This is a genomic window from Bradyrhizobium sp. UFLA05-153, assembly GCF_054185185.1.
The window spans coordinates 1-20,787 of sequence record NZ_JBBIAM010000039.1; the positions used below are offsets into that span (position 1 = coordinate 1).

At 59.7% G+C, this 20,787-nt stretch carries 28 protein-coding genes and 4 pseudogenes; 22 read left to right on the forward strand and 10 right to left on the reverse strand.

The genetic code is table 11. The annotated features are described in order from the left end of the window. From Q2941_RS22910 to Q2941_RS22920, 3 genes are all read left to right on the forward strand, one after another. The coding region (locus Q2941_RS22910) for a lipocalin-like domain-containing protein (protein ID WP_458193805.1) at positions 1-313 on the forward strand (313 nt) is incomplete at its 5' end. Between the two features lie 432 nt (positions 314-745). Next, the gene (locus tag Q2941_RS22915) at positions 746-1,618 is read left to right on the forward strand and encodes an ABC transporter substrate-binding protein (protein WP_458193806.1); all 873 of its coding nucleotides are present in this window, start codon (positions 746-748) and stop codon (positions 1,616-1,618) included. 372 nt (positions 1,619-1,990) lie between these two features. Continuing rightward, a complete protein-coding gene (locus tag Q2941_RS22920) occupies positions 1,991-2,275 on the forward strand; it encodes a hypothetical protein (RefSeq protein WP_458193807.1) in 285 nt (94 codons plus the stop codon). 437 nt (positions 2,276-2,712) lie between these two features. Here the strand turns inward: Q2941_RS22920 and ltrA are convergent, their stop codons facing one another. Further along, on the reverse strand, positions 2,713-4,044 hold the full coding sequence (gene ltrA, locus Q2941_RS22925; protein ID WP_458193808.1) for a group II intron reverse transcriptase/maturase: 1,332 nt from the start codon (positions 4,042-4,044) through the stop codon (positions 2,713-2,715). A gap of 580 nt (positions 4,045-4,624) precedes the next feature. Between ltrA and Q2941_RS51935 the strand changes: the two genes are divergently transcribed. The 13 genes and pseudogenes from Q2941_RS51935 to Q2941_RS22985 all read left to right on the forward strand — a co-directional run bounded on the left by Q2941_RS51935 (position 4,625) and on the right by Q2941_RS22985 (position 12,539). After that, positions 4,625-4,849 (forward strand): (2Fe-2S)-binding protein, encoded by a 225-nt coding sequence (locus Q2941_RS51935; protein ID WP_084802031.1) that lies wholly within the window; start codon positions 4,625-4,627, stop codon positions 4,847-4,849. A gap of 114 nt (positions 4,850-4,963) precedes the next feature. Then, a complete protein-coding gene (locus tag Q2941_RS22930; protein ID WP_458193809.1) occupies positions 4,964-5,935 on the forward strand; it encodes an ABC transporter substrate-binding protein in 972 nt (323 codons plus the stop codon). A 222-nt stretch (positions 5,936-6,157) separates the two neighbouring features. Continuing rightward, on the forward strand, positions 6,158-6,637 hold the full coding sequence (locus Q2941_RS22935) for an adenylate/guanylate cyclase domain-containing protein (protein ID WP_458193810.1): 480 nt from the start codon (positions 6,158-6,160) through the stop codon (positions 6,635-6,637). Between the two features lie 59 nt (positions 6,638-6,696). Then, the gene (locus Q2941_RS22940; protein ID WP_458193811.1) at positions 6,697-7,917 is read left to right on the forward strand and encodes a tetratricopeptide repeat protein; all 1,221 of its coding nucleotides are present in this window, start codon (positions 6,697-6,699) and stop codon (positions 7,915-7,917) included. A gap of 589 nt (positions 7,918-8,506) precedes the next feature. After that, a pseudogene (locus tag Q2941_RS22945) lies at positions 8,507-8,764 on the forward strand (DNA ligase-like domain-containing protein); the annotation flags it as partial. A 310-nt stretch (positions 8,765-9,074) separates the two neighbouring features. Beyond that, positions 9,075-9,488 carry a hypothetical protein gene (locus tag Q2941_RS22950; RefSeq protein ID WP_458193812.1) on the forward strand — a complete coding sequence of 138 codons (414 nt, stop codon included), beginning with the start codon at positions 9,075-9,077 and terminating at the stop codon, positions 9,486-9,488. A gap of 104 nt (positions 9,489-9,592) precedes the next feature. Next, a pseudogene (locus tag Q2941_RS22955) lies at positions 9,593-9,905 on the forward strand (hypothetical protein); the annotation flags it as partial. Between the two features lie 108 nt (positions 9,906-10,013). Beyond that, the gene (locus Q2941_RS22960; RefSeq protein WP_458193813.1) at positions 10,014-10,277 is read left to right on the forward strand and encodes a DUF4339 domain-containing protein; all 264 of its coding nucleotides are present in this window, start codon (positions 10,014-10,016) and stop codon (positions 10,275-10,277) included. Next, positions 10,261-10,830, forward strand: coding sequence for a hypothetical protein (locus Q2941_RS22965; protein ID WP_458193814.1), 570 nt, complete (start codon positions 10,261-10,263; stop codon positions 10,828-10,830). The genes Q2941_RS22960 and Q2941_RS22965 overlap by 17 nt, the downstream gene beginning before the upstream one ends. Before the next feature lie 80 nt (positions 10,831-10,910). Further along, positions 10,911-11,573 (forward strand): annotated as a pseudogene (locus tag Q2941_RS22970) (SOS response-associated peptidase). Beyond that, positions 11,570-11,827: a hypothetical protein gene (locus tag Q2941_RS22975; RefSeq protein ID WP_458193815.1), complete on the forward strand. Its 258-nt coding sequence runs from the start codon at positions 11,570-11,572 to the stop codon at positions 11,825-11,827. The pseudogene Q2941_RS22970 and the gene Q2941_RS22975 overlap by 4 nt, the downstream one beginning before the upstream one ends. Positions 11,828-11,985: 158 nt before the next feature. After that, the gene (locus tag Q2941_RS22980; protein ID WP_458193816.1) at positions 11,986-12,279 is read left to right on the forward strand and encodes a hypothetical protein; all 294 of its coding nucleotides are present in this window, start codon (positions 11,986-11,988) and stop codon (positions 12,277-12,279) included. A 38-nt stretch (positions 12,280-12,317) separates the two neighbouring features. Further along, positions 12,318-12,539, forward strand: coding sequence for a hypothetical protein (locus tag Q2941_RS22985; RefSeq protein WP_458193817.1), 222 nt, complete (start codon positions 12,318-12,320; stop codon positions 12,537-12,539). A gap of 57 nt (positions 12,540-12,596) precedes the next feature. Here the strand turns inward: Q2941_RS22985 and Q2941_RS22990 are convergent, their stop codons facing one another. After that, positions 12,597-12,788 (reverse strand): hypothetical protein, encoded by a 192-nt coding sequence (locus tag Q2941_RS22990; RefSeq protein WP_458193818.1) that lies wholly within the window; start codon positions 12,786-12,788, stop codon positions 12,597-12,599. Between the two features lie 836 nt (positions 12,789-13,624). On the opposite strand from Q2941_RS22990, the gene Q2941_RS22995 reads away from it, so the two are divergent. From Q2941_RS22995 to Q2941_RS23015, 5 genes are all read left to right on the forward strand, one after another. Next, complete coding sequence (locus Q2941_RS22995) at positions 13,625-13,750, forward strand: hypothetical protein (protein WP_458193819.1); 126 nt, start codon at positions 13,625-13,627, stop codon at positions 13,748-13,750. Continuing rightward, the gene (locus Q2941_RS23000) at positions 13,747-14,019 is read left to right on the forward strand and encodes a ribbon-helix-helix domain-containing protein (RefSeq protein WP_458193820.1); all 273 of its coding nucleotides are present in this window, start codon (positions 13,747-13,749) and stop codon (positions 14,017-14,019) included. The genes Q2941_RS22995 and Q2941_RS23000 overlap by 4 nt, the downstream gene beginning before the upstream one ends. 163 nt (positions 14,020-14,182) lie before the next feature. Then, positions 14,183-14,518: a GYD domain-containing protein gene (locus Q2941_RS23005; RefSeq protein ID WP_458193821.1), complete on the forward strand. Its 336-nt coding sequence runs from the start codon at positions 14,183-14,185 to the stop codon at positions 14,516-14,518. A gap of 145 nt (positions 14,519-14,663) precedes the next feature. Beyond that, on the forward strand, positions 14,664-14,900 hold the full coding sequence (locus tag Q2941_RS23010; RefSeq protein WP_458193822.1) for a hypothetical protein: 237 nt from the start codon (positions 14,664-14,666) through the stop codon (positions 14,898-14,900). Positions 14,901-14,954: 54 nt separating this feature from the next. Further along, complete coding sequence (locus tag Q2941_RS23015; protein ID WP_254111214.1) at positions 14,955-15,200, forward strand: hypothetical protein; 246 nt, start codon at positions 14,955-14,957, stop codon at positions 15,198-15,200. Positions 15,201-15,243: 43 nt separating this feature from the next. Here Q2941_RS23015 and Q2941_RS23020 read toward each other — a convergent pair whose 3' ends face one another. The 4 genes from Q2941_RS23020 to Q2941_RS23035 form a co-directional block, all read right to left on the reverse strand. Beyond that, positions 15,244-15,804 carry an alpha/beta hydrolase gene (locus tag Q2941_RS23020; RefSeq protein WP_458193823.1) on the reverse strand — a complete coding sequence of 187 codons (561 nt, stop codon included), beginning with the start codon at positions 15,802-15,804 and terminating at the stop codon, positions 15,244-15,246. Then, the gene (locus tag Q2941_RS23025) at positions 15,771-16,505 is read right to left on the reverse strand and encodes an alpha/beta hydrolase (protein WP_458193824.1); all 735 of its coding nucleotides are present in this window, start codon (positions 16,503-16,505) and stop codon (positions 15,771-15,773) included. Before Q2941_RS23025 ends, Q2941_RS23020 begins: the two co-directional genes overlap by 34 nt. Positions 16,506-16,804: 299 nt before the next feature. After that, positions 16,805-17,305, reverse strand: coding sequence for a reverse transcriptase domain-containing protein (locus tag Q2941_RS23030; protein WP_458193825.1), 501 nt, complete (start codon positions 17,303-17,305; stop codon positions 16,805-16,807). Continuing rightward, a complete protein-coding gene (locus tag Q2941_RS23035; RefSeq protein WP_458193826.1) occupies positions 17,251-17,511 on the reverse strand; it encodes a hypothetical protein in 261 nt (86 codons plus the stop codon). Before Q2941_RS23035 ends, Q2941_RS23030 begins: the two co-directional genes overlap by 55 nt. Positions 17,512-18,095: 584 nt before the next feature. On the opposite strand from Q2941_RS23035, the gene Q2941_RS23040 reads away from it, so the two are divergent. Beyond that, positions 18,096-18,284, forward strand: coding sequence for a hypothetical protein (locus Q2941_RS23040; protein WP_458193827.1), 189 nt, complete (start codon positions 18,096-18,098; stop codon positions 18,282-18,284). Between the two features lie 48 nt (positions 18,285-18,332). Here the strand turns inward: Q2941_RS23040 and Q2941_RS23045 are convergent, their stop codons facing one another. The 4 genes and pseudogenes from Q2941_RS23045 to Q2941_RS23060 form a co-directional block, all read right to left on the reverse strand. Next, complete coding sequence (locus tag Q2941_RS23045) at positions 18,333-18,458, reverse strand: hypothetical protein (protein WP_256575978.1); 126 nt, start codon at positions 18,456-18,458, stop codon at positions 18,333-18,335. Positions 18,459-18,635: 177 nt separating this feature from the next. After that, positions 18,636-18,803 (reverse strand): annotated as a pseudogene (locus Q2941_RS23050) (IS110 family transposase); the annotation flags it as partial. A gap of 132 nt (positions 18,804-18,935) precedes the next feature. Beyond that, positions 18,936-20,192: a flavin-containing monooxygenase gene (locus Q2941_RS23055; RefSeq protein ID WP_458193828.1), complete on the reverse strand. Its 1,257-nt coding sequence runs from the start codon at positions 20,190-20,192 to the stop codon at positions 18,936-18,938. A 36-nt stretch (positions 20,193-20,228) separates the two neighbouring features. Beyond that, on the reverse strand, positions 20,229-20,786 hold the full coding sequence (locus Q2941_RS23060) for an OsmC family protein (RefSeq protein WP_027526663.1): 558 nt from the start codon (positions 20,784-20,786) through the stop codon (positions 20,229-20,231). Between the last annotated feature and the right edge of the window lies 1 nt (position 20,787).

The window sequence follows — 20,787 nt, forward strand, 5'->3', positions numbered from 1 at the left end:
TGCTTCTCTCATGAGACAAAAGCATTGCGCGATTCGACCTCACGTACCAGCCGGATTAGGGTTTCCGACAGGGACAGGTACGCCAGAAGAAAACAAGGCGGTCGTAGCGGGAAGTCTCGCGCATTTCGGCACCTGTGTCGTCGACGAGGCGGACAAGAGCTTCACGTTTCAGATCGAGCGCGCGACATTTCCAAATTGGGAGGGCAAGAACAACAAGCGTTCTTTTGTCATCACCGGGGATGAACTGCGTTTTACGGACCCGCACGCGTCGGGCGGTGGAGTAGCAACGACCATCTTCGAGCGCGCGAAATAGGTCATCCCTTCTTGATGTAGCCCGTCACCCTCGGACCTCTTGGACCATTACGCCGTTGCGGCTTGCCGCATGGCAACCGTCTAATCGAATGAAGCGGCACAACGTCGACTTCTGGCCCCTCGCGCCATTTGCTGCGTCTGCACAAATGGGGGCGCTATCGGGACCGAAGCGGACATCGATTGGTAGCGAGAACTGCCCGGCTCAGTCGCGGATGACCCGAAGCAGCCGAACAGCCTCAATAGCCCTCGCAGAAAGCCGAGAAAGTGCTAGGCTCCGAAGCCGCATAGACATGATCCTAGAGGGGGGCACATGCGACGGCGAGAATTCTTGGCGTCAGTCTGTGGCGTCTCTGCCGCACTCTCGCTTCCGAGATTGGCGCGCGGGCAGTCAGCGCAGAAGCGCCCGCTGATCATTTGGATCGCGGCCTTTCCCATGCCTACGGGGAAAGAGGACCTTGGATTTAAGACCTACTTTTTGGAAGCGATGGCCGAGCTTGGTTATGTGCAAGATCGAGATTTCGCCCTCGAATATCGAACCGGGCATGGCCTATCTGACCTTCCCAACTTGGCAGAACAAGCTGTCAGAGCACAACCTGCTGTACTTGTCGCACCGGCCACGCTCGAAGCGGTCGCTCTAAGCAAGACAGGCTCGAACATTCCGATAGTTTGTCCGGCGCTTGCCGATGCGGTCCATTTGGGCTTGATCCAGAGCGAGGCGCGACCGGGTCGGAATGTTACAGGCATTGAGCCGTACATTGGGGGGTTGCCTGCCAAGCAGATTGAGCTTGCACGGGAGTTGGTGCCGGGTGCCGACAAGATTGGCCTGCTTACGAACGATGCTGATCCAAAAGGCCCGCCACAAACGCGTGAGCTTAGTTCGGTGATTGCAAAGATGGGATTGACTGCCCATTCCGCTAACGCGGACCAGCCAAGCGAGATTGGCCCGGCCTTGGAGCGGCTCGCGGCAGAAAAGGTGGATGTCGTCATAGTATTGCAGACCAACCTAATGCTCGTCCGACGATTTACGGTCTCAGATATCGCGCTCAAAAAACGGCTGCCGACCATCTACGGATACCGAGAGCACGTGCTCGCTGGTGGCCTCGTAAGCTACGGTGTCGACCTGCGCTGGTGCTACCGTCGCGGCGCGTACTTCGTGGACCGGATACTCAAAGGTGCAAAGCCCGGCGATTTGCCGATCGAATTTCCTACCTCATTCTGGTTGGCGGCAAATCTTAGTGCGGCAAAATCACTTGGCATTAGCCCGCCACCCAACTTGCTCGCCCGCGCTGACGAGGTGATCGAATAGCTCTATTTTGCGGCGCTGCATGAGTCCGGTTTTGGCCCTTCAGAAACCTGCCAACAGCCGGTCGCAACGTCTGCTGCTCGGAGTAGACCGGAAGTGGCGGCTTGATCGCTAAAACGGCACTCATGACCCCGAGCCGACTTCGGCTGATCGAAGTCCCGCGATACGGCGGGCTCTTGCAGCGCCTTCAGTTGGTATGTGAACCCCGCAGCTCAATTTGGAACTCCATCGAAAGGAAGGCCCCAATTAGGTTGAGTGCGGCCAAATCACGGGCTCGCGAACAGAACGCTGGCAGTTCGTTTGGCTCATCGGAGGGTTTATCCTTCCGTAAGTATATTGTTCTAAAGTCGGTCGTTAGTTGCGTGGAGTATGCATATGACTAATTTCCAAGAGCTGCGCGAGCTCGCAAACCAAACCCGCAGCTTCATCCAGATGTCCCATGATAAGGCGCGTGCGCTGAGAGTGGTTATTGCCAAGCACGACGTGGTCTTGGTTATTTTCCCGTCGGACGACAAAGGAATAGGTTTTCACGTCATTAAAGGTGAAGAACTTCTTCGCCAAATCGCGAATACGAAATGGACGGGCAATTACACCCATACGGCTATCGCCGTTCATAATCGAGAACAGGCGATTGTCCTTCAGCACGCGATGGCCGCCTAATTGAGATGGCTCGATCGCCATTTCAGAGGCTACGTCCGATCCCGCTATCGTTGGGCACTTGTTGAGGCGGCCGCCAATCTCAAGAACAGATCGGCGAGTTGCCCCGCTGCGCCGGATACTCCCGAAGCGCCCGATAGAGAAAGAATAGGTCTGGCTTCTCTCCAAGATGTCCGGATGTGGCCCCTCGCGTCATTTGCTGCGTCTGCTCAAAAGCGGTTGCTATCGGGACTGAAGCGGACATCGATTGCTAGTGAGCGCTGCCCGCTCAGTTGCGAAGGGTAGAGTCGAGATGTGGCGCGGTGGCTTTAGGCTGCACATATCTGTTTCCGCCTCTTTCGTCTGGCGGTGCCTTAGTGGTGCAGCCGTGACTCCGTTTCCACATCCCGCTCGTCGAACCGGACAGGCAGATCTCCCGCATCCGGCTCTCGGACAAGACCTCACGCCTTCACCCACGGCAGGTCGCGACCAAGCGCGGTTAGACGTTCGAGCCCGAAGTGCCCGTAAAGGTGCGAGAGTGGATAGGTCCCGCCCCTGCGTCGCCTGACCTTGTGCTTGCTGCGTAACCACCGGCGTAACCGCACAGCGGTGTAGTTGTCGATCGCGCGATACGCTTTGATGACGGTGCCTACGTTGAAGTAGTTCGCCCATCCGCGCAGTGTGCGGTTCAACTTCGCCACCAACTCTGTGGTGTCTTGCCCTAACCCAGTTCGAGCCGTCAGCGCATGAATGGTTTCAACCATGCGCTTGATGCTTTTCTTCGATGGCCGGTACCCCAGGCGCGCCTGGCCGGTTCTCGCTGAGTACATCCGTCCGAACGAGTAGCCCAGGAAGTCGAACTCTCCTTCCGGCACCTTGCAGATTCGTGTCTTGTCCTCGTTGACCGTCAGCTTCAGCTTTCCCATGATCATGCGCAGTTGTCGCAAGGCCTCTTCGGCCTTGCCCCGCCTGCACAGGATTACGAGATCGTCGGCATAGGTCACGATGCGAGAGCCGAGGCTTCGCTCCAACCCGAGCATCTTCCATCCCAGCACGAACCGGCGCATGTACAGGTTTGCCAGCAGTGGTGAGATCGGTGAGCCTTGCGGGATGCCGCGCCGCTTGTCCCGTGCCTCGGTCGTCCGTTTCTTCCTTCCTCGATCGTCGGTTTCTTCCACGGGGCATTCCAGCCACATCTTGATCAGATGCAGCACGCGCCGATCAACAATCCGACGCGAGACCGATTTCAGTAGCTCGGCATGTGGGATGCTCCCGAAGTAGTCCGCGAGGTCAGCGTCAACGACTTCCGGGTGGCCGCGAAACAGCTGCGCTTCCACCTCGACCACCGGCTGTTGGGCATTTCGCCCCGGACGGTAGGCATACTGCTCTGGTGGAAGGTCGGCCTCGAAGATCGGTTCTAGCACCAGCATCGCTGCCGTCATGCAGACTCGATCGCGCAAGGTCGAGATGCCCAATGGCCTGAGTTTGCCGTTGGCCTTCGGTATGTACACTCTTCTGATAGGGTCCGGTCGATACGTCTCCTGCCTGAGCGCAAGCGCCAGTTCACCAAGCCATCGCTGTAGCCCGTACACTTCGATGTCCGCGAAGTCCTGACCGTCCACGCCCGGTGCGCCCTTGTTGGAGCGGCATTGAGCATAGGCATGGGCCAAGATGTCTTCCCGGCTGATCTTGTCGTACAGGGCATAGAAGCGGTAGCCGGCTTCTGCCTTCGCTTTCGCGTGCAACGCCGTCTGCAGTTTCTGAACACTCTTCGGAGTTGATAGGTTGCCCAATCCCCAGGTCCCTCACTACGTCTTGCGTTCGTCTTGAACTGAGGTCCCTTCCCTCCCCCGGCGTTACCCGGCTTCACCAGTACTGCGAACCTCTCCGCATCCCCACGGCGCCCGGCCTGTCCCTCGCGGGCGTCCGGTTGGTCATCCCTGACCACGTCGTGGGGCCTCCCGTGTTGCGTACGCTTTCCTTGTGTACATGCTGTCGCCACTACCCCGGCGCAGCGACTGGAGGTACTGCTTCGCTCACTTCCTCCAGCCGTGTCAGCCTTCCCCGAAAGGGTCGTCGGGTCGGCCTGCGCATCGTCCTTTTCGAGGCTTGCTCGGCGTTCACTCGCGTTACGGCCTGCACACTCGCGCTGTCACCAATTCGTGACACGCTAATCGAAGGCTTCAGCCACTTCGTTACCTCCATGACTGCTCCGATTGCTTCCGGCTGGAGCGTTTGCCGGGTGGGACTTGCACCCACTGGAAAGCGCCGCCTTGTCACGGCGCACACCCCTAACGGACGTCACCGTTGTCGTGATGAATGTCCGCTTTCTGCGTGATAAAGCGGACATGGGATTGAGCTAGCGGACTTCCTATGATCGTTTGTTCCTGCAACATCCTAAGCGACACCGAGGTGCGAACTGTGGCCAACACTGCGACGCGCCGAACCACCAGCTATGTCTTTAGCTGCCTTGGCTGCAGAGCTCAGTGCGGTCGCTGCGCCCGTACCATCCGAGAAATCATGGACGAGGTATTTGACAGAGCGAAAGTCCGCTCGCAAAGTAGCGGTGATACGCCATTCCGAAAACGTCGCGCTTGATTTGCAACAGAACCCGAGGTTGACCCGAAGCGGTCCTTCGAGGCACCTCACATCCCCACGGTAAAGTGCTAAGCTCTATCTTCCCACAGGCGTGACCCTTGCAGGGAGGGATGCATGCGACGGCGGGAATTCATCGCAGGCACTGCGGCACTGCTCGTTTCACCACGGCGTTCGTGGGCACAGGGGACGCCTCGCCGGGTCGGCTATCTTGATAGCGCGCCCCTGTACTTGCCAAATTTCAAGGTGTGGCAGGACAGCATGCGCGATCATGGCTGGATCGAAGGGAAGAACCTGATCGTTGAGTACCGGTCGGCCGAGAATCATGCCGAGCGCCTAGCGCCTCTAGCGAACGAACTTGTCGCCCTCAAGCCCGATGTGCTCTTTGGCCCGGGCACGCCAGTAGCTTTAGCCCTGAAACCGGCAACAGCCAGCATTCCGATTGTAGCCATTGCTGTCGATCCCGTGGGGCTCGGCCTCGTCCAAAGCCTGTCGCATCCAGGCGGCAACGTAACTGGTCTTGCGTCCTTCGTCCCGGGAGAGATCGTTGGCAAAACGATAGAAAAGCTGCGGCAAATGGTTCCTACCGCCTCGAAAATTGCGATCTTGGTCAATCCGGACAATCCAATGCACAGGTTGCACGTAGTCGAGGACATACCCCAACTTGTCCAGAAACTAGGCGTCGCGCTGCCGATAGTGGAGGCGACCACGGCCGAGGAACTTGACATCGCCTTTGCCTCGGCCGCAGCCCAGCAGCCCAATGCCATAGTTGTCATGGGCGATGCCTTGATGGTTAACAACGACACACGCGTTACCGCGCTGGCGGCGAAGCATCGTCTGCCCGCGATTTACCTATTCCGACTATTCGCCACCAATGGCGGTTTGGTTTCATACGGCCCCGATATAGCCAATAGCCTCCGCCGTGCAGGCGACTACGTCGATAAGATCCTCAAAGGCACCAAGCCTGCCGATCTGCCGGTTGAGCAGCCGACCAAATTCGAACTGGTGATCAACCTCAAGACTGCAAAGGCGCTTGGCCTCACCATACCGCCCTCGTTTCTCGCCCTTGCAGACGAAGTAATCGAATAGAGAGGCGGTTATTTGCTGCGGCGCATGAGTCCGAAAATGGCCCTTCGCGTCATTTGCTGGGTCTGCTCAAAAGCGGTCACTATCGGGACCGAAGCGGACATCGATTGGTAGCGAGCACTGCCCGGCCCAGTCGCGAATGATCCATCTCGGACATTGGCCTATCGGACATCGGCCCACTTTTCTGCTAAACTGGCCCTTGATTTTCCCGGGCCGAGGTGCGTCTTGAGCGACGAGCGCGTGGAGCGGCGACTGGCAGCGGTGCTTGCGGCGGATGTTGCGGGATATAGTCGGCTGATGTGGGCTGACGAAGAAGAGACGCTGGTCCGGCTAAAGGCTGTAAGGAAGGCCATCGTTGATCCCACCATAGCATCCCATCGAGGCCACATGGTCAAAACGACCGGTGATGGCATGCTGATGGAGTTTGCCAGCGCCGTCGATGCGGTGCGCGGTGCAGTTGAAATCCAGCGGAGTGTGGCCGAGCAGAATGCCAGCGTGCCGCCGGATCAAAGGATCGAACTCCGGATCGGCATTCATGTCGGTGACGTCATTTTCGATGACAACGACATATTCGGTGATGGCGTCAACATTGCCGCCCGCCTTGAGAGCATCGCCGAACCGGGCGGGATTTGCATGTCTGAGAAGTTGACATTGCCTGTGATGACATGGGACAGCAGTCCCTTAAAAATATTGCTGAGCGCATGAGGGCGTGGCGGGTTCGGCCGACTTGTCAAACCCCTTCCGCAGTAAAATCAGGTTCGGCTGTGAGCCAGCCTCCGGTGCTCTCGCTCCCTGACAAGCCCTCCATCGCAGTGCTGCCGTTCCAAAACATGAGCGGCGATCCCGAGCAGGAATATTTCGCTGACGGGCTCACAGAAGATGTCATAACCGAACTGGCCCATACCAGCACGATGTCGGTAATCGCCCGCAACTCGACGTTTGTCTACAAGGGCAAGGCCGTCGACGTGAAGCAGGTTGGACGCGACCTCGGTATCCGGTATGTGCTTGAGGGCAGCGTCCGGCGCATAAACGAGCGTGTTCGTGTCACCGCGCAGCTAGTCGAGACCGCAACGGGGCGTCACCTATGGGCCGAGAAATACGACCGCGATCTCGCCGACATCTTTGGAATTCAGGACGAGATCACCCGCAGCGTCGTGGGCTCCACCCAAAGTCAGCTGATTTTTAGCGAAGGAGTTCTGGCCGAGCAAAGCCAGAGACCAGATTTTCGTACTTGGGATCTCGCCAAGCGCGGGTGGAAAAAGATTTACGAGTTGACGCCGGAAAGCATCGCAGCAGCGCGCGAGATCGCGGGCGAGCTCACGCGCATCGATCCATCATTCGCGAAAGGTCATCAACTTCTTGCTGCCGCAAGATATCATTTGGCCTTGATGGGCCTTCTTGGCAACCCACGAGAAATGCTTGATGTTGCTCTGCAGTCGGTCCAGAAAGCGATCCGGCTCGATGACGTCGACGAATATTCGCATTGGATGCTGGGCGGCATTCTAGGTCAGGGTCTCGGGTACCACGATAAGGCCATCGCGGCCTATCGCCGGGCCCTCGAACTTAATCCAAATTTCGCGACTGCCTATGGAAGCCTCGGCACCGTGCTGGCGCTCGCTGGACGGGTCGATGAGAGTATCCGAAACTCGGAGACGTGCCTGAGGTTGAATCCACGCGAGCCCGGTAACTTTTTTCGCCTCTCCGGGCTTGCACTGGCATACTTTGTTGCTCAGGACTACGCGAAGGCGCGCGAGTGGTCCGAAAAAGCCGTGGAGCGTAAACGAGACTGGTGGCAAGGCCACGCCCTTCTAGCCGTTAGCTGTGCGCTGCTAGGCGAGCAAGATGAAGCGCGCGCGGCCATCGGTGATTGGCTTCTCGCCATCCCGGGCGCGACCGTGAGCAATTTGCCACCAATACCATTCAGAAATGCAACGGACACGGAACGCTTCCGAGACGGCCTTCGCAAGGCGGGTCTCCCGGAATGACCCTGCAGCTAAAGTTGCGAGAGTCCGCTCCTGGCCCGACTCGGACCCCTGATGAAGTCCGCTATTGCGCCGCTATTAGGCTCACAGCAGACCAATTACTTGGGCGACCAGACCAGGCCGTGACATTCCGAAGAGGCAAAAACCGTGATTTTCTGATCTCCAAAGATCATGCTGGTCGTGATTCCTAGTTTATCGGTTTCTACGGTACTACCGCCTCTCCCACCAGAAACCATCTCAAGTTCGTTGTCCAATAGCTCATGAGTTGCGTGAGCGTGCGTGGTCATACTTTGTCTCCCAGTCGGTCCTTAGCCGTCAGCAACCTGCGGTTTCGGTTCATTCCCGCTGGGATGCATGTCACGCCGGCCGTACACCAGCCGGTACGGTTTGCCTTGCGGAAAAATTGTGCCTTTCGGGCACCACTTGCCTCTCTTTTTCGGCCTCGTCCCTTCTAACCTCGCGACTCAGGTATGGGTGATGAACATGGCCGGTAAAGCGAGGTAGCGCGATGCTCCTTTTTTTTCTGCTCACGCCTTGGATCCTCCTCAAAGTCTTCACATCCGCTTCGCAGGCGCGCTGGCTCTGACCGTTTGGAGACGATTTGCGGGATCTGCCGATTCGTTTGCGCAAGACGAACCTGGAGCGACTATTGGCGCGCCGGCCAGACGGCATCGCCGTTGCGCCTTTCGAGCGAGGCGAGATCGGCCCAGACCTATTCCGTGCGGCGCGTCGCATGGGCCTTGAACGTCTCGTCTCGAAGCATCGCGAGCGGCCTTACCGCGGTGGACGGCAAAAGTTCTGGATCAAAATCAAGAACCGAAGCCATCCAGCCGTTGAGCGCGAGCTATGAGCCCCTATCCGTACGCCTGAACACCGAAATGCGGTGGTCGTCCCGCCACAGCTCGACTGCTTTGCCATCCTTGAGTTGCCTAGCACGGGCCTTGGCCGCCTCGTCTTGGCGTAGCGGCATCATAGTGCCGGCGAGATCGCTCAGTTGCGGGACTGGATTCTGGGTGGCGCAATTGGGAGATGCTGGCGATATGCTGAATGCCACCTGTTGCCTCTCCTGCAGCCCTTGGGTTGATGTGTGAACCTCGCAGCAGCCGAAACATACTCACATTCATAGTCTAAAAAATTTGCTCGGAAGCAGGGGCGTCGCGATGCTGGTCGTGCGCTGGATTTCGCTAGTCGGCTTTATCGCGCCTATGGGGCTATTGCTGACGCCGCTACCGGCGATGGGGCGCGACCTCGACGGGCGTTACGCGAATTCTCTACTCAGGCCGTGGTTTGACCAACTGAAAAGTGGCAACGGCCTCTGCTGTTCGTCTGCCGATGGCTACGTCGTCGAAGACGCCGACTGGGAAGCGAAGAACGGTCACTATCGCGTGCGAGTGCCAAAGAGCCCCGACTCCAACATCATGGTATGGGTCGATGTGCCGGACAATTCCGTCATCAGCGAGCCTAATAAGGCCGAGCGGACCATGGTCTGGCCTGTCTATTTCGAAGGCGATACCGACGACGAAGACTATCCATACATATTTATCCGCTGCTTTATGCCGGGGAGCATGACGTAGATCGCTACTTGCTCCGCTGCTGTGATCGCCCACAGCCGATAGGCTTCCTCGATGTACGGGTCCGGCTCCGCGGGCTCCGGCACCGCTCGGCGCATCTTCCCGGCATGGGGACGAAATCACGCGAAACCATCTACGGCGGCTCGGTCCGGGCAGCGGCAGAGCGGGCGACGGAAGCACGCAAGCAAGCCGACCGGGCTCGCCTGCGAGGCGTGGAATAAGCGCATGCTCGCCTTCAAGGGACCGGCGCAGCCATCGCCGACGCTCGGCGACGCGCTCAATGCCGGTTACGGCTACCTGGAAGTCCGATGTCTCGGTTGCGACACCAATCAGGCGGTCGCTCTCGACATCGTGCGGCGGCCGAAGTCAACGCCGGTTCATGAGCTGGAGCGCTACATGCGCTGTAAGGATTGCTCGCGCCGCGTTCGTTGTGGTGGCCACGATAACAGTGACCGATACCCGTGCGCTCCTTCACAACTCACACGCGCGTACTGTAGTGTCCCCGGCTAAGATGGGTGGGGGAATTCAATGGCGTCAGAGGACGATGCAATCTGGCATGTACTGATCAACGGGGCACAGCGCGGGCCGCTCCGACGATCACAACTGCTGATGGGCTTGCGCGATGGTACCATTAGCGGCGACGATCTGGTCTGGCGACCCGGCTTCGAGAATTGGGTACCGCTTCGTGAAGTGCGGGGGTTCTGGGTCCTCCTAACCCACCAGATCCCAAACCAGAGACAATTGTTTCACCACCTCCGCTCCAAGCGGATATTCCTTGGCGCATGTCGATAGCAAGTGGAGCCTGTGGAGGGCTGCAACAATAGGCTTAGCCATCGCATCGTTAGTGCTAGCGATCAGCGCCTTCACGACACAAAGTTACTTCCTGGCAAACATCGGATACGCACCAACTGCCGGATTGATCGGCGAACTGATCGGCCAACTCCTCCTCCTGCCGCTCCTTTTCTTTCTGGTTACCGTGAGACGGCGCAATTTGCGTCCATCAAGTGTCAGCGCAGTCCAGGGGGCTGCAGTCTTCTTTGGTATCCTGATCGTAGTTGGAATTTCTCTTAGGATTTTCGGTTCAGTCTACTTCGCTCGCGACGAAATCATTGAAGGCGACGCACGAGCCGAATTCACCAAGGCCTTCGCGGCAGGTTGCTTCCGCTCGCAACGAAATGCGGCGATCAACGCTGGGTTCACGGACGCGCAACTAGACGGCTATTGTAACTGCGCTGGCAATTCCGTCGCATCGACCTTCACCTACAGGCAGCTTGCCTTGGGAGATAAGGAAAACCTTCGCAAAGCCGTTGAGCAGGTCGCACCATCGTGCCGAGGAAAGCAATAGGTGTCCTACATCAAATTCGACGGCGCAATTCACCGGAAAGCGCGACTAAACTGTCAAACAGGCGCATCAGACCACCACCAATGTGCAACCTCTACTCCATTACAACGAACCAAGAGGTCATCCACCGCCTCTTCCGCGTCGTCAACCGCTACGTCGGCAACCTCGCGCCGATGCCCGGCGTCTTTCCGGACTATCCGGCTCCGGTGGTCCGCAACACGGACGCGGGCACCGAGATGGCGCTAATGCGCTGGGGCATGCCACCACCGCCGCGCACGGGCGGCCCGCCGGTCACCAACATCCGCAACACATCGTCGCCGCACTGGCGAGGCTGGCTCAAGCCAGAGAACTGATGCTTGGTCCCGGCCAACAGCTTTGCCGAGTACGCACCGGAGCCGAACCCGGAGACGAAGAAAAAGGACGTTGTCTGGTAGCCGCCCAACGATGACCGACCCCTATTCGCCTTCGCTGGCATCTGGACCACGTTCAACGGTTATCGCGGCACGAAGTCGAAGCCGGTGCCGGGGCCGCATCAGGTGTACGGCTTCCTGATGACCGCGCCGAACGCGGTGATCGCGCCGATCCATCCGAAGGCAATGCCGGTTATCCTGACGACCGACGAGGAGCGCGACGTGTGGATGCGCGCGCCGTGGGACGAAGCGAAGGCGTTGCAGCGACCACTACCCGATGACGTGATTGCGATCGTCGCGCGTGGTGAATCGAAGGAAGATCAGGCCGCCGCATGAAGCTCACCACCGAACGTCCCTTCGCCAACCCGGAAGCCGCAGCGCGCAAGCTGGTCGAATTCACCTCCGGCATCGAGCCTGTCCAGGATGGCCGCATCCATATCGAGAAGATCAACACGCCGTTCCTCTACGCGTTCAAGGCCAGCGGGGCCGAGTTCGGCGCCGGCATCAAGCATGCGGTCGAACGTGGCTGGCTCGAGCTGCACGAGTCCGGGACCTACGTGAGGCTTCTACAGGCAAACGCCGGCAACTGAGGCGGCTTCAGTTCCCAACCGATGAACCTTCGTCTGGTCCATTCAGACTAAATCCATGCCGGGGTTTTGCATCACACCCACCCTGGGGCTGGAAGGACGCCGCCTGCGGATCATTTCAAGCAGGCGGCGATTTTATTTCCTCATGGAGCATCCCAAGAATGACCAAAGGCTGGGCGCGGCCTTTCGATGATCCGATAGAGGTTGGCGGCCAAAAGCTGGTCACGCTGCGCGACGCCGGCCAGTACATCGCTGCGCTGCCAAAGAAAGAGCATGACGCGCCGGAATGGCAAGCGGCTATGGAGGCGCTGATCCTGGTGGCGGAGAAAGGCGGCCCGACCAAGTTCGCCCGGATTGGCATCATGCGCGCCTTGAACCGCGACCACGTCGAGGCGTTCAGTTCAGGACAGAAAAAGCCTCACTGGGGTCGGCGCAAGCTAAAGCGAGATGAGTGATTTTGCAGGTCAAGATCGGGCAGGTAGAGAGGGCGAGCATGACTAACAATCAGGTCAATCGCATTGTCGAGCACCTTTGCCAGCAATTGCACGTGGCGATCCGATTGAAGGGCACACTTCCGGAGGTCCGCCCGCCAAACCTCAAGGATCTTGTATTCGATCCTGTGTCCGTGAGAACCGTATTGGCGACAGGCTTACATTGGGCAGGCGTCACAGTTGCCGAGAAGACAGAGGTTAGCGAAGAGCCGCCGTGGTCGTGACGAAAGGCGCGGGACCGAAGCCCCAGCTAGATCGCAATTCCAGCGGCTTGGTCCGGTTCAGACTATCTCGTAAGCGCGATCGCCACCCGGAACCACAAAGTCAGGATTGTCCGCCGACGAATTGACCCGTCGTTCGACGATGCCGGTTATGCGGAGCCAAAGGAGAGGATCGATGCCTTCTCCGATGAGAACTTCGGCGTCAGGATCGGGCAGATCCATCAAATGTGCCATCAACTCACGAACCGTCATGACGCTTCGCCCGTTGCCACTTTTTCCCGGTACAGCATGGGGCTGGCTAAGTGGCAAGCAGTAAACTTCCGGACGAGGCATAGAGGGAACTACTAGGTGCGTGCCAAGCGCCTGGACGAGCATCCAGGCGATTCACAGTAGACTCGTCCCCCCGCAGGACCATCTACGCCATGCTGGGGATCGTGGAGGCCCGCCAGCGTGAACCGGCGGGCCACTTGATTACTGCCTCAGCCGTACCGTGGCGGCCGGAGCTGCTCCAGTCCACCCTCGATCACTCGGAGGTCCTCGAGTACAGAATTTCGAGACGGATCGATGCCAGATGTGGACTGTAACGTTCCCAGCAACTGGCGCCGAAGTTCTCGCATATTCTCCAGGGCTTGCCGGTTCTTCAAACGCACATAAGCGGAAACGATCGATTCAATGGTTGTTGGCAATGGGTAGCTCCGAATGCACAGTTCTAATATAGATTGTAGACTAATCCATTCGAGCTAATCCGCAAGATCTGATTATCCGAAGCCGGCAGACCGCCGTCATATAGACGCTGGTAGGTAATTAGTCCCAAGGTTCCATCGGGACGGGGCCGCTGGGGAAGGTTGCGGCCTTGTGCTTGGGGTGGAGGCCCGCCCACCAGACTGGGCGGGCCTTCCTTCAGACCGGACTCCCATTGTGATTTAATTCATACTGCACTTCGGCAAAGCTGCCGCAGGTTATTGCGTCCTGATTGACATTGGAGGACGGCCATAAAGGCGAAGGAAAATTGCTTAGTCGTTTTTGCTGCGGGAAGACAACTTGATCTGCTACGCGGGGAAGCTTCACGTATCGCCAAAGAAAATAAAGTGGACTGGCACATCGACTGTGCCGACATCGGCACGCGCTTTTGCTTCGAGGACGCTAAGGCGAAAGAAGCCTTCGCGCTCACCTGCGACAACTTCGGCATATCCTGCCGAGACAGCCAGCCATGAAATCCCCCGTCGCGAAACGATCCATCGTCGTCGCCAGCCACAAGACCAGCGTCAGCCTAGAGCTGGCCTTCTGGACCGGCATGAAGGAGATTTCCAGCCTGCGCAACATAACGCTGTCGGAGCTTGTCGGTGAGATCGACCGTAACCGCCAGCATGGTAATCTGTCGTCCGCGACACGCCTGTTCGTCCTCGACTACTTTAAGGACCGCGCCGCGATCCAGCCTCAGCAGAAAATGTCAGCACCACAACCATCCCGCGATGGAGCGTGAGCTCTGGGCGCGGAATCGAAGCCCAGCGCGTTGTTCGACGGATGGGATTTCTCCGGTTGGATTGATCCATCTCAATAAACCTCCCGAGGCGAGCCTAAAATCTCTGGGTCGATGAGATGAATTGTATTGGTTGCAATAAACTCAAAAGCAATGGAGGAGCGTCATGATCAGGCTGGTCACACGTGGTTGCTTCACCGAGAGTTATGCCAAGGGATTGGTTAGCGCACCCGAGGACAGAGAGCCGGCTGTGCGCAAGCTGATTGAGGGTGCTGGTGGCGAGCTTATCAGCTTTTACTTCACGACCGGCGACAGCGACTTCATGGTCATTTCTGAGGCTAAAGAGTCCGAATCCATCATCGCCGCAATGTTGGCAGCGGTGGCGGCGGGCACAATATCTGACGTGAAAACTGCAAGAGCTTGGACCGGAGCGGAATTCAAAAAGGTGGCCGAAAAAGCTTCCAAAGCAGCGAGCCACTATCGAGCCCCCGGCAAGAGCTAAGCGCGTCCGCTGGCCTGACGAGGTGCGGTTGTCGGACATCGAGCCGCGGTTCGTCTGCTCCGGCGTGCGGCAAGGGCGGCTCCATTCTCAGGGGCGGCAGCGAGATGAGCATCTTCCCAAGCCAGAATCGCGCTAAAGCTGGTTTATGAAGCTCAGCGCCGAACGTCCCTTCGCCACCCCGGAAGCCGCAACGCGCAAGCTCGTCGAGATGGCCGTCGGCATCGAGCCAGTTCACGACTGTCGCATTCGTATCGAGAAGATCAACGCCCCGTTTCTCTACGCTCTGAAGGGCAGCGGTGACGAGTTCGACGCCGGCATCAAGATGGCGGTCGAGCGCGGCTGGCTCGAGTTGCACGAGAGTGGGCCTATGTGCGGCTCTTGAAGACGGACGCCGCTTAACTGAAGCGGCCCTATCGAAGGAAGTGAAGGCACCAAAATGAACCAGGTGAATGCCCGGCGCGAGATTATTCGGGAATGGCGTTCGCTTCCGAAGGAGCTGAGACAAACGGACGAACAAGCCGCAGCGTTCGCGATGCAGATCAAAGACAAATACAAATTCTCTAGCGATAGCGCAGACCCATATCAAACCGTCATGGGTTGGCTGCTGAGTTACCTATCGCTTACGCGCAGGCCTGGAGTGAAAGACAGCGGAGCGCCCGTGGCGACTTTCTTTCGCAGGTGATGACCAACTTAGTTCGCTAACTACGTAAGCGCTGTTGCCGTCGTCAGGGATTCGGATAGCCCTTCCACAACCACTCCAGCGCCGCCGGCAGGGTTTGCGCAACCGTCGGGCGGTCGACATGCTTGGCGTTGCGCGCGAACAGGAACCGGTAGTGGTAGCCCTTCTCCGTCAGCACCTTCGCCATCAATTCGGCGAACAGCGTCCAGTCGTGCATGCCATCAGGGATCGTCGGGTTGGGATAGAACAGGTCCTGATCGCCCATCTCGAACCAGTAACGGATCGGCTTGGTGGGCGCGCTGGGGATCAGCGGCACGCCGGGCGGCTCCGACGGCGTGAGCACACCCGCCTTGACGGTGAGGTTGGGACCGGCGGGGCCCGCCCATGGGCTGTGATATTCCCACGCGCCGCCGCGCAGCGCCGGATTGTACGGCCATTGCTGGTTCACCATCGTCGGCGAATAGGCCAGCACCCGGTGATAGAGTTCGGGATGAAACCACGCCATGGTGAAGGCCGCCGTGCCGCTCGAGCTTAGTCCCATGGTCGCGCGGCCCTCGGGGTTCTTGGTGAGTTTTACGCCGGCATTCTGCTCGACGAGCGGCAACACCTCGCGCTCGACAAACTGCGCATAGGTCCCCGACACCGTGTCGTATTCGCGCCCGCGCTGGGCACCCTGCGCGTCCTGCCCGCCATGCCGATCTGGATCGAGACCATCGGCGGAACGCGGCGCTGCGCGATCAGATTGTCGAGGGTGGTGTTCATGTCCTTCCAGGCCATCGAGCCACCGTCACCCAGCACGATGAACGGCGCCTCCGTGCCGGGCACATATTGCGCCGGGACATAAACCTCGATCGTGCGCGTCCAGGTGCCGGGATGGCTGGTTGTGACGATCATGTTTGACTTGTCGCCCGGCGCCGTCGTCGCGATCATGATCGAGCTGTTGCCGCAGCCCGCCACATCGTCGCGGATCAGGCCGGGGTTGTAGATCACGCTGTCTTTCGACGAGAGGGTGAACGACGTAACCTTGCCGCGCGGCACGCCCTCCTTCGCCACCGTCTCAGGCGCGGGCGCATGCGTCGGGCCGACGATGAAGTTACCCTCAGCGCCGGCCGGCGGCAGCGTGCCGTCGGAAAGCTCGGTTGCGCGCGGATAGTTCGGGTTGGACGGATCGCGCGTGGGTGGCGCCGTCTTGAAATCGAGGCCTGTGGCGTCGATGAAGAAGGGCGCCGTCTTGTCAGAGGTGTTGGCGCCGGGGGGAACGGCCATGTTCTGGGTGACGCAGGGCGATTGCGCGAGGGCGGCAGGCATGAGCGAAACGGCAGGGATCAGCGCCCCCCGCGAGGACAGCCAACAATTTGCGCATCGTCTTCTCCCGGCGAAGACGAGTCTCATTGGCTCGCCTTTACGGGAACTATGACGAGCGGCCGGAGGACGGTCAAGCATGGCCCCTAATGGCCGTCATACTCCGAAAGCGGAGTATCCAGTGACGCCCCGGCGCGGGGTATCGCAGACGACATTAAGCGCTCAGGGATCACAACGGTGCCGAGGGAGCCGCATCGCGACCCTTGATCAGGTCCAGTGCGAGGGCATCGATAGCCTGCGTCCATTCACGAGGCGGTCGGGATCAGCGTCACGGCCGTGTCGGCCGATTTTACTTGTCGGTGCCAAACTTCCCGCGACTTCGTGCCTTGGCGCTTTTTGGACGCCGGCGAGCTGAGCGTGCGGACGGTCTCGTTATTGCTGGCGTCCAAAAACCAGCACAATAGCCGACATGACGGTTGTGGTTTAGCATCGTCGTTTTTGCGCATCGCGTCCCAGAAGCGCCGGGCGTCGACCTCATGCGCAAAACCAACGACGATATCGTCGGCATACCGCACAATCATCATTCCGCCCGTGGCCTCGTGCCGTCGCCAGCGCTCGGCCCATAGATCGAACACATAGTGCAGGTAGACGTTGGCGAGCAGTGGCGAAATCACCGACCCCTGCCCCGTCCCCTTTTCACTGATTGTGACGACCCCGTCCTCCAGCACGCCCGCCTTGAGCCATTTCTGGATCAGGCGGATGATGCGTGGATCGGCGATCCGATGCTCGAAAAACGGATCAGCCAACTTTGACTGACTTCGTCGAAAAAGGATCGAACGTCCGCGTCAAGAATGAAGTTCACCTTCTTGTCGGTGATCCCGACCGCCAGAGCGTCCAGCGCATCGTGCTGGCCGCGCTTCGGCCGGAAGCCATAGCTGAACCCGAGGAACTCTTCTTCGTAAATGCAGTTCAACACCGCAACGGTCGCTCTTCCTCTCCGGCTTCCTGCCAAGAGAGCGTGGGGATGGATGCGCAGCGGGGAAACAGGTTTCCTCTTTGGCCGGTCTCCCGCACATATCACAGATCGCGCTGTCGGTGGCCTGCTCGACGGCGCGTTCGGCAAGGCACCCGTTGACGCAGGGGTGTCTTGTCAGGGCGGAGCGCCCGCTCCGAGTGCCCAGGCGACGGGTTGCAAGGCCGGTTTCACGTCGCGCAGGGCTGGAACAGGGGCATCCAGCCCGCCTCTGATGTGGTCGAGAAACAGGACTATAGCGCTGTTCGGGATGTCGTTGATGTTGCAGCGGTAAAGGTCATTTGTCAGGGGTTGCCGCATGCGACGGGTCGCCGCACATGATCCAGATCAACGCTGCCCGCTCGACTGTCGCCAAAAGTGGTGCATGCATTTGACCCAAGACCGGGTTTTCAACATCGAAGTGGCCCTGGCCTTCATGCTGTCGCCAATGGATTTGCTCGTCCTGTCTGCTGTTTTCACCAAGCGGATAGCAGGATGTAGGTGATCAGAGCGACGCTGAGAATGATGGTCGCCAAGACAGACATCCGCTGGATCTGTTGGTCGAGCGTTGGTAGAGGCGGCACATGAGAAACATCGTGGACGAAGCCGGCGAGATCATCGCGATAGCAACGGATGACCATACGCTCATCGGTGGCCACCACCGCCTCGCGGTGGTGGCCAGCCTCGGTAAAAAACTGTTCTGGCAAGATACCGGCGAACCTGTGAAGCTTAATCCCTTCTTCGGGGGAAGTTCTCATCGAAAGACAGCCTGATGCGCAGTCCAACTTGACGCGACTGGCCGAGCGTCCGGTCGAGGCGCATCACGTCGATGCTGCCGACCACTCCTCCTCGCGTTCCAGCCGCACCGCCTCGCACGTCGGGTTCTTCGACTTGAGCCACGTCCTCGACCGCCCGCTGCGATAGGGTGCATCCGTCCGCTTCGACACGATGCCCTCCAGCCCCATGCGGCAGACATGCTCGAAGACGGTTGGCCCGTCACCCGTCACATGCTCAGTGAACCGGATGGCGCGCCGCTTGGCCTTGCCGATCAGCTTGGAGCCGGCGCTGGCGCTTAATCAACGGCAGGTCGCGCAGGTCGTTGCCGTCATGCTCGATCAGGTCTTACCGATTAAGCACGGTGGGAGGTTGGCGAGCCGGGCTTCTACCTGGCCGCGTGACCACTTCTGCCGCAGCACGATTGCGCCGCGCTGATCGTGGCCCACGATGTGGAACGAGTTCTTGCCGATATCGATGCCTATCACGGCGATCGCTGAGCTGCGTTTCTGAGACATGGCGTGCTCCTTGTCTTGGGCGCCCCTTGCCAGCTTGTCATGCTGGCAGGGCCGGAGCACGGCCGGACCATTCCATTAGCGGACCTCAGCTCAGCTGCTCGCATAGCGCCAGTCCTGACGGATCAGACGCGATCACGCGCTCATCCGCTGAGCCGCATTGTCCAGATAGGCGGCGAGATGCGCGCTGAGGTCGCGCGCGTCATCGCCGGCGCCATCGATCAATGCTGACTTCCGACGCCGCAAGAACTGCATCCCCATGAGGTAGACGCCCGGCGCCGGGACAACGCCGCCGTCATGCGTGACGTAGCCTTTGCGGTCGAGCACCGGCAGCTCCAGCCAGGAATAATCCGGCCGATAGCCGGAAGCCCATATGATGGTCCTGATCCCGCTCTTGACGAGGTCCATGCCGAGCGGGGGCGCGTCCTCGACGCGGGTCGGCGGCAGCCGATCGGGCGTCGCCACCGCGCCGTCGAGGCCGTTCGCGCGCGCCCATTCATCGAGGAGCTCGAGCAGCCTCCGCATCTTGAGATCGGAAAGCGCGCACATGTTGCGCAGCGAGCCGGAAAATTGCGCCTTGCCGTCCTGTGTGATGCCCGCGAGACGGCCGGTAAGCTTTACACCAATGTCGGAGAGCGCATTGAGGTCGAGCGTCGAGCGGTCCGGCGTGCCGGCAAGCTGCAGCGAGGGAACGCGCCGCGCCCGCACGACGTCGTCCACCTGGTCATAGCGTTCGTCGAGCACGCCTGCGGCGTCCATCCACCATTCCAGATCCTTGCCGCGATAGACGCGCGGGGCCCGGATATGCTCGCCGACCGCGAGCGTGACTGGCCGTCCCGAGCGCTGGAGCTCGTGCGCGATCTGTGTGCCGCTCGAGGACGCGCCGACGACGAGAACGCCACCGTCGGCGACCTGAGCCGGATTGCGATAGGATTGCGCTGTCAGCGTCGCGACCGACGGCGGCACGCTCGCCGCAAAGCTCGGCACCTTCGCGGTGTTGCACGCACCCGAGGCAATGACGACGGTGCGGCATCGCCAGTCGCCGCGATCCGTGCGCACGAGGTACCCCGCACCATCGCTGCGCACGGAGGTGACGGTCGTATGCGTTCGCACCGGGGCCGAGATCGATTTCGCATAGCCTGCGATGAAGTCGACGATTTCCGGCAGCGTCCGATAACCATCGGGATCGCTGCCCGTATAGGTGAATCCGGGCAGCCGGCTCTGCCACTTGGGCGTGAGCAGCCGCAGCGAGTCCCATCGCTCGGTACGCCAGCTCTGCGCGACTTCGCCGCGCTCCAGCAGGACATGGTCGATCGAACGCTCCGCGAGGCAGCGGCTCATCGCAAGAGCCGCGTGCCCCGCACCGACAATGACGGTGGTGACAGCGCTCATCGGGCCGTCTCGGCAAGATAGTGGTCGCTGCCGCGATCAGTTCACCACGACGGTAACGTTCGTCGGATTGGTCACGATGTCATAGACGGCCGAACGCTTCTGCGATTGCGCAACCAGCGCCTCGATGTCCTCGGGCTTCGCGTCGGCATCGATCTTATATTTCACCGTGATGCCCTTGAAGCCGTTGCGCACCTCGCTGTCGATGCCGAGGATGCCGGCAAGGTCCATGTCGCCCTCGATGGTCGCGGTCACGGACTTCAACTGGATGTTCCGGTTCTGCGCGACCGCCGCGACGCCTGCGGTGAGACAGCTTGCCAGTCCGACCAGGACGAACTCCACCGGCGTCGCGCCCTTGTCCTCGGAGGCGAAGACCTCCGGATGATCGGCATCGAAGTTGAAGGTGGTCTTGCGGTGCTGCTCTTCGCCGAGGCCGAAGAAGCTTTCGACGGTCGAATGGCTGTGGGTGCCGTTCTTCCACTCGCACGCCGCGCGCCACTTGAACTGCGCGGCCTCCGGAGCCTTGGTGAGAGCGTCGCGCGCGTCGAGCAAAGCCTGAACGTTGACGCCATTGCTGACAGTTGTACCGTTTGCCATG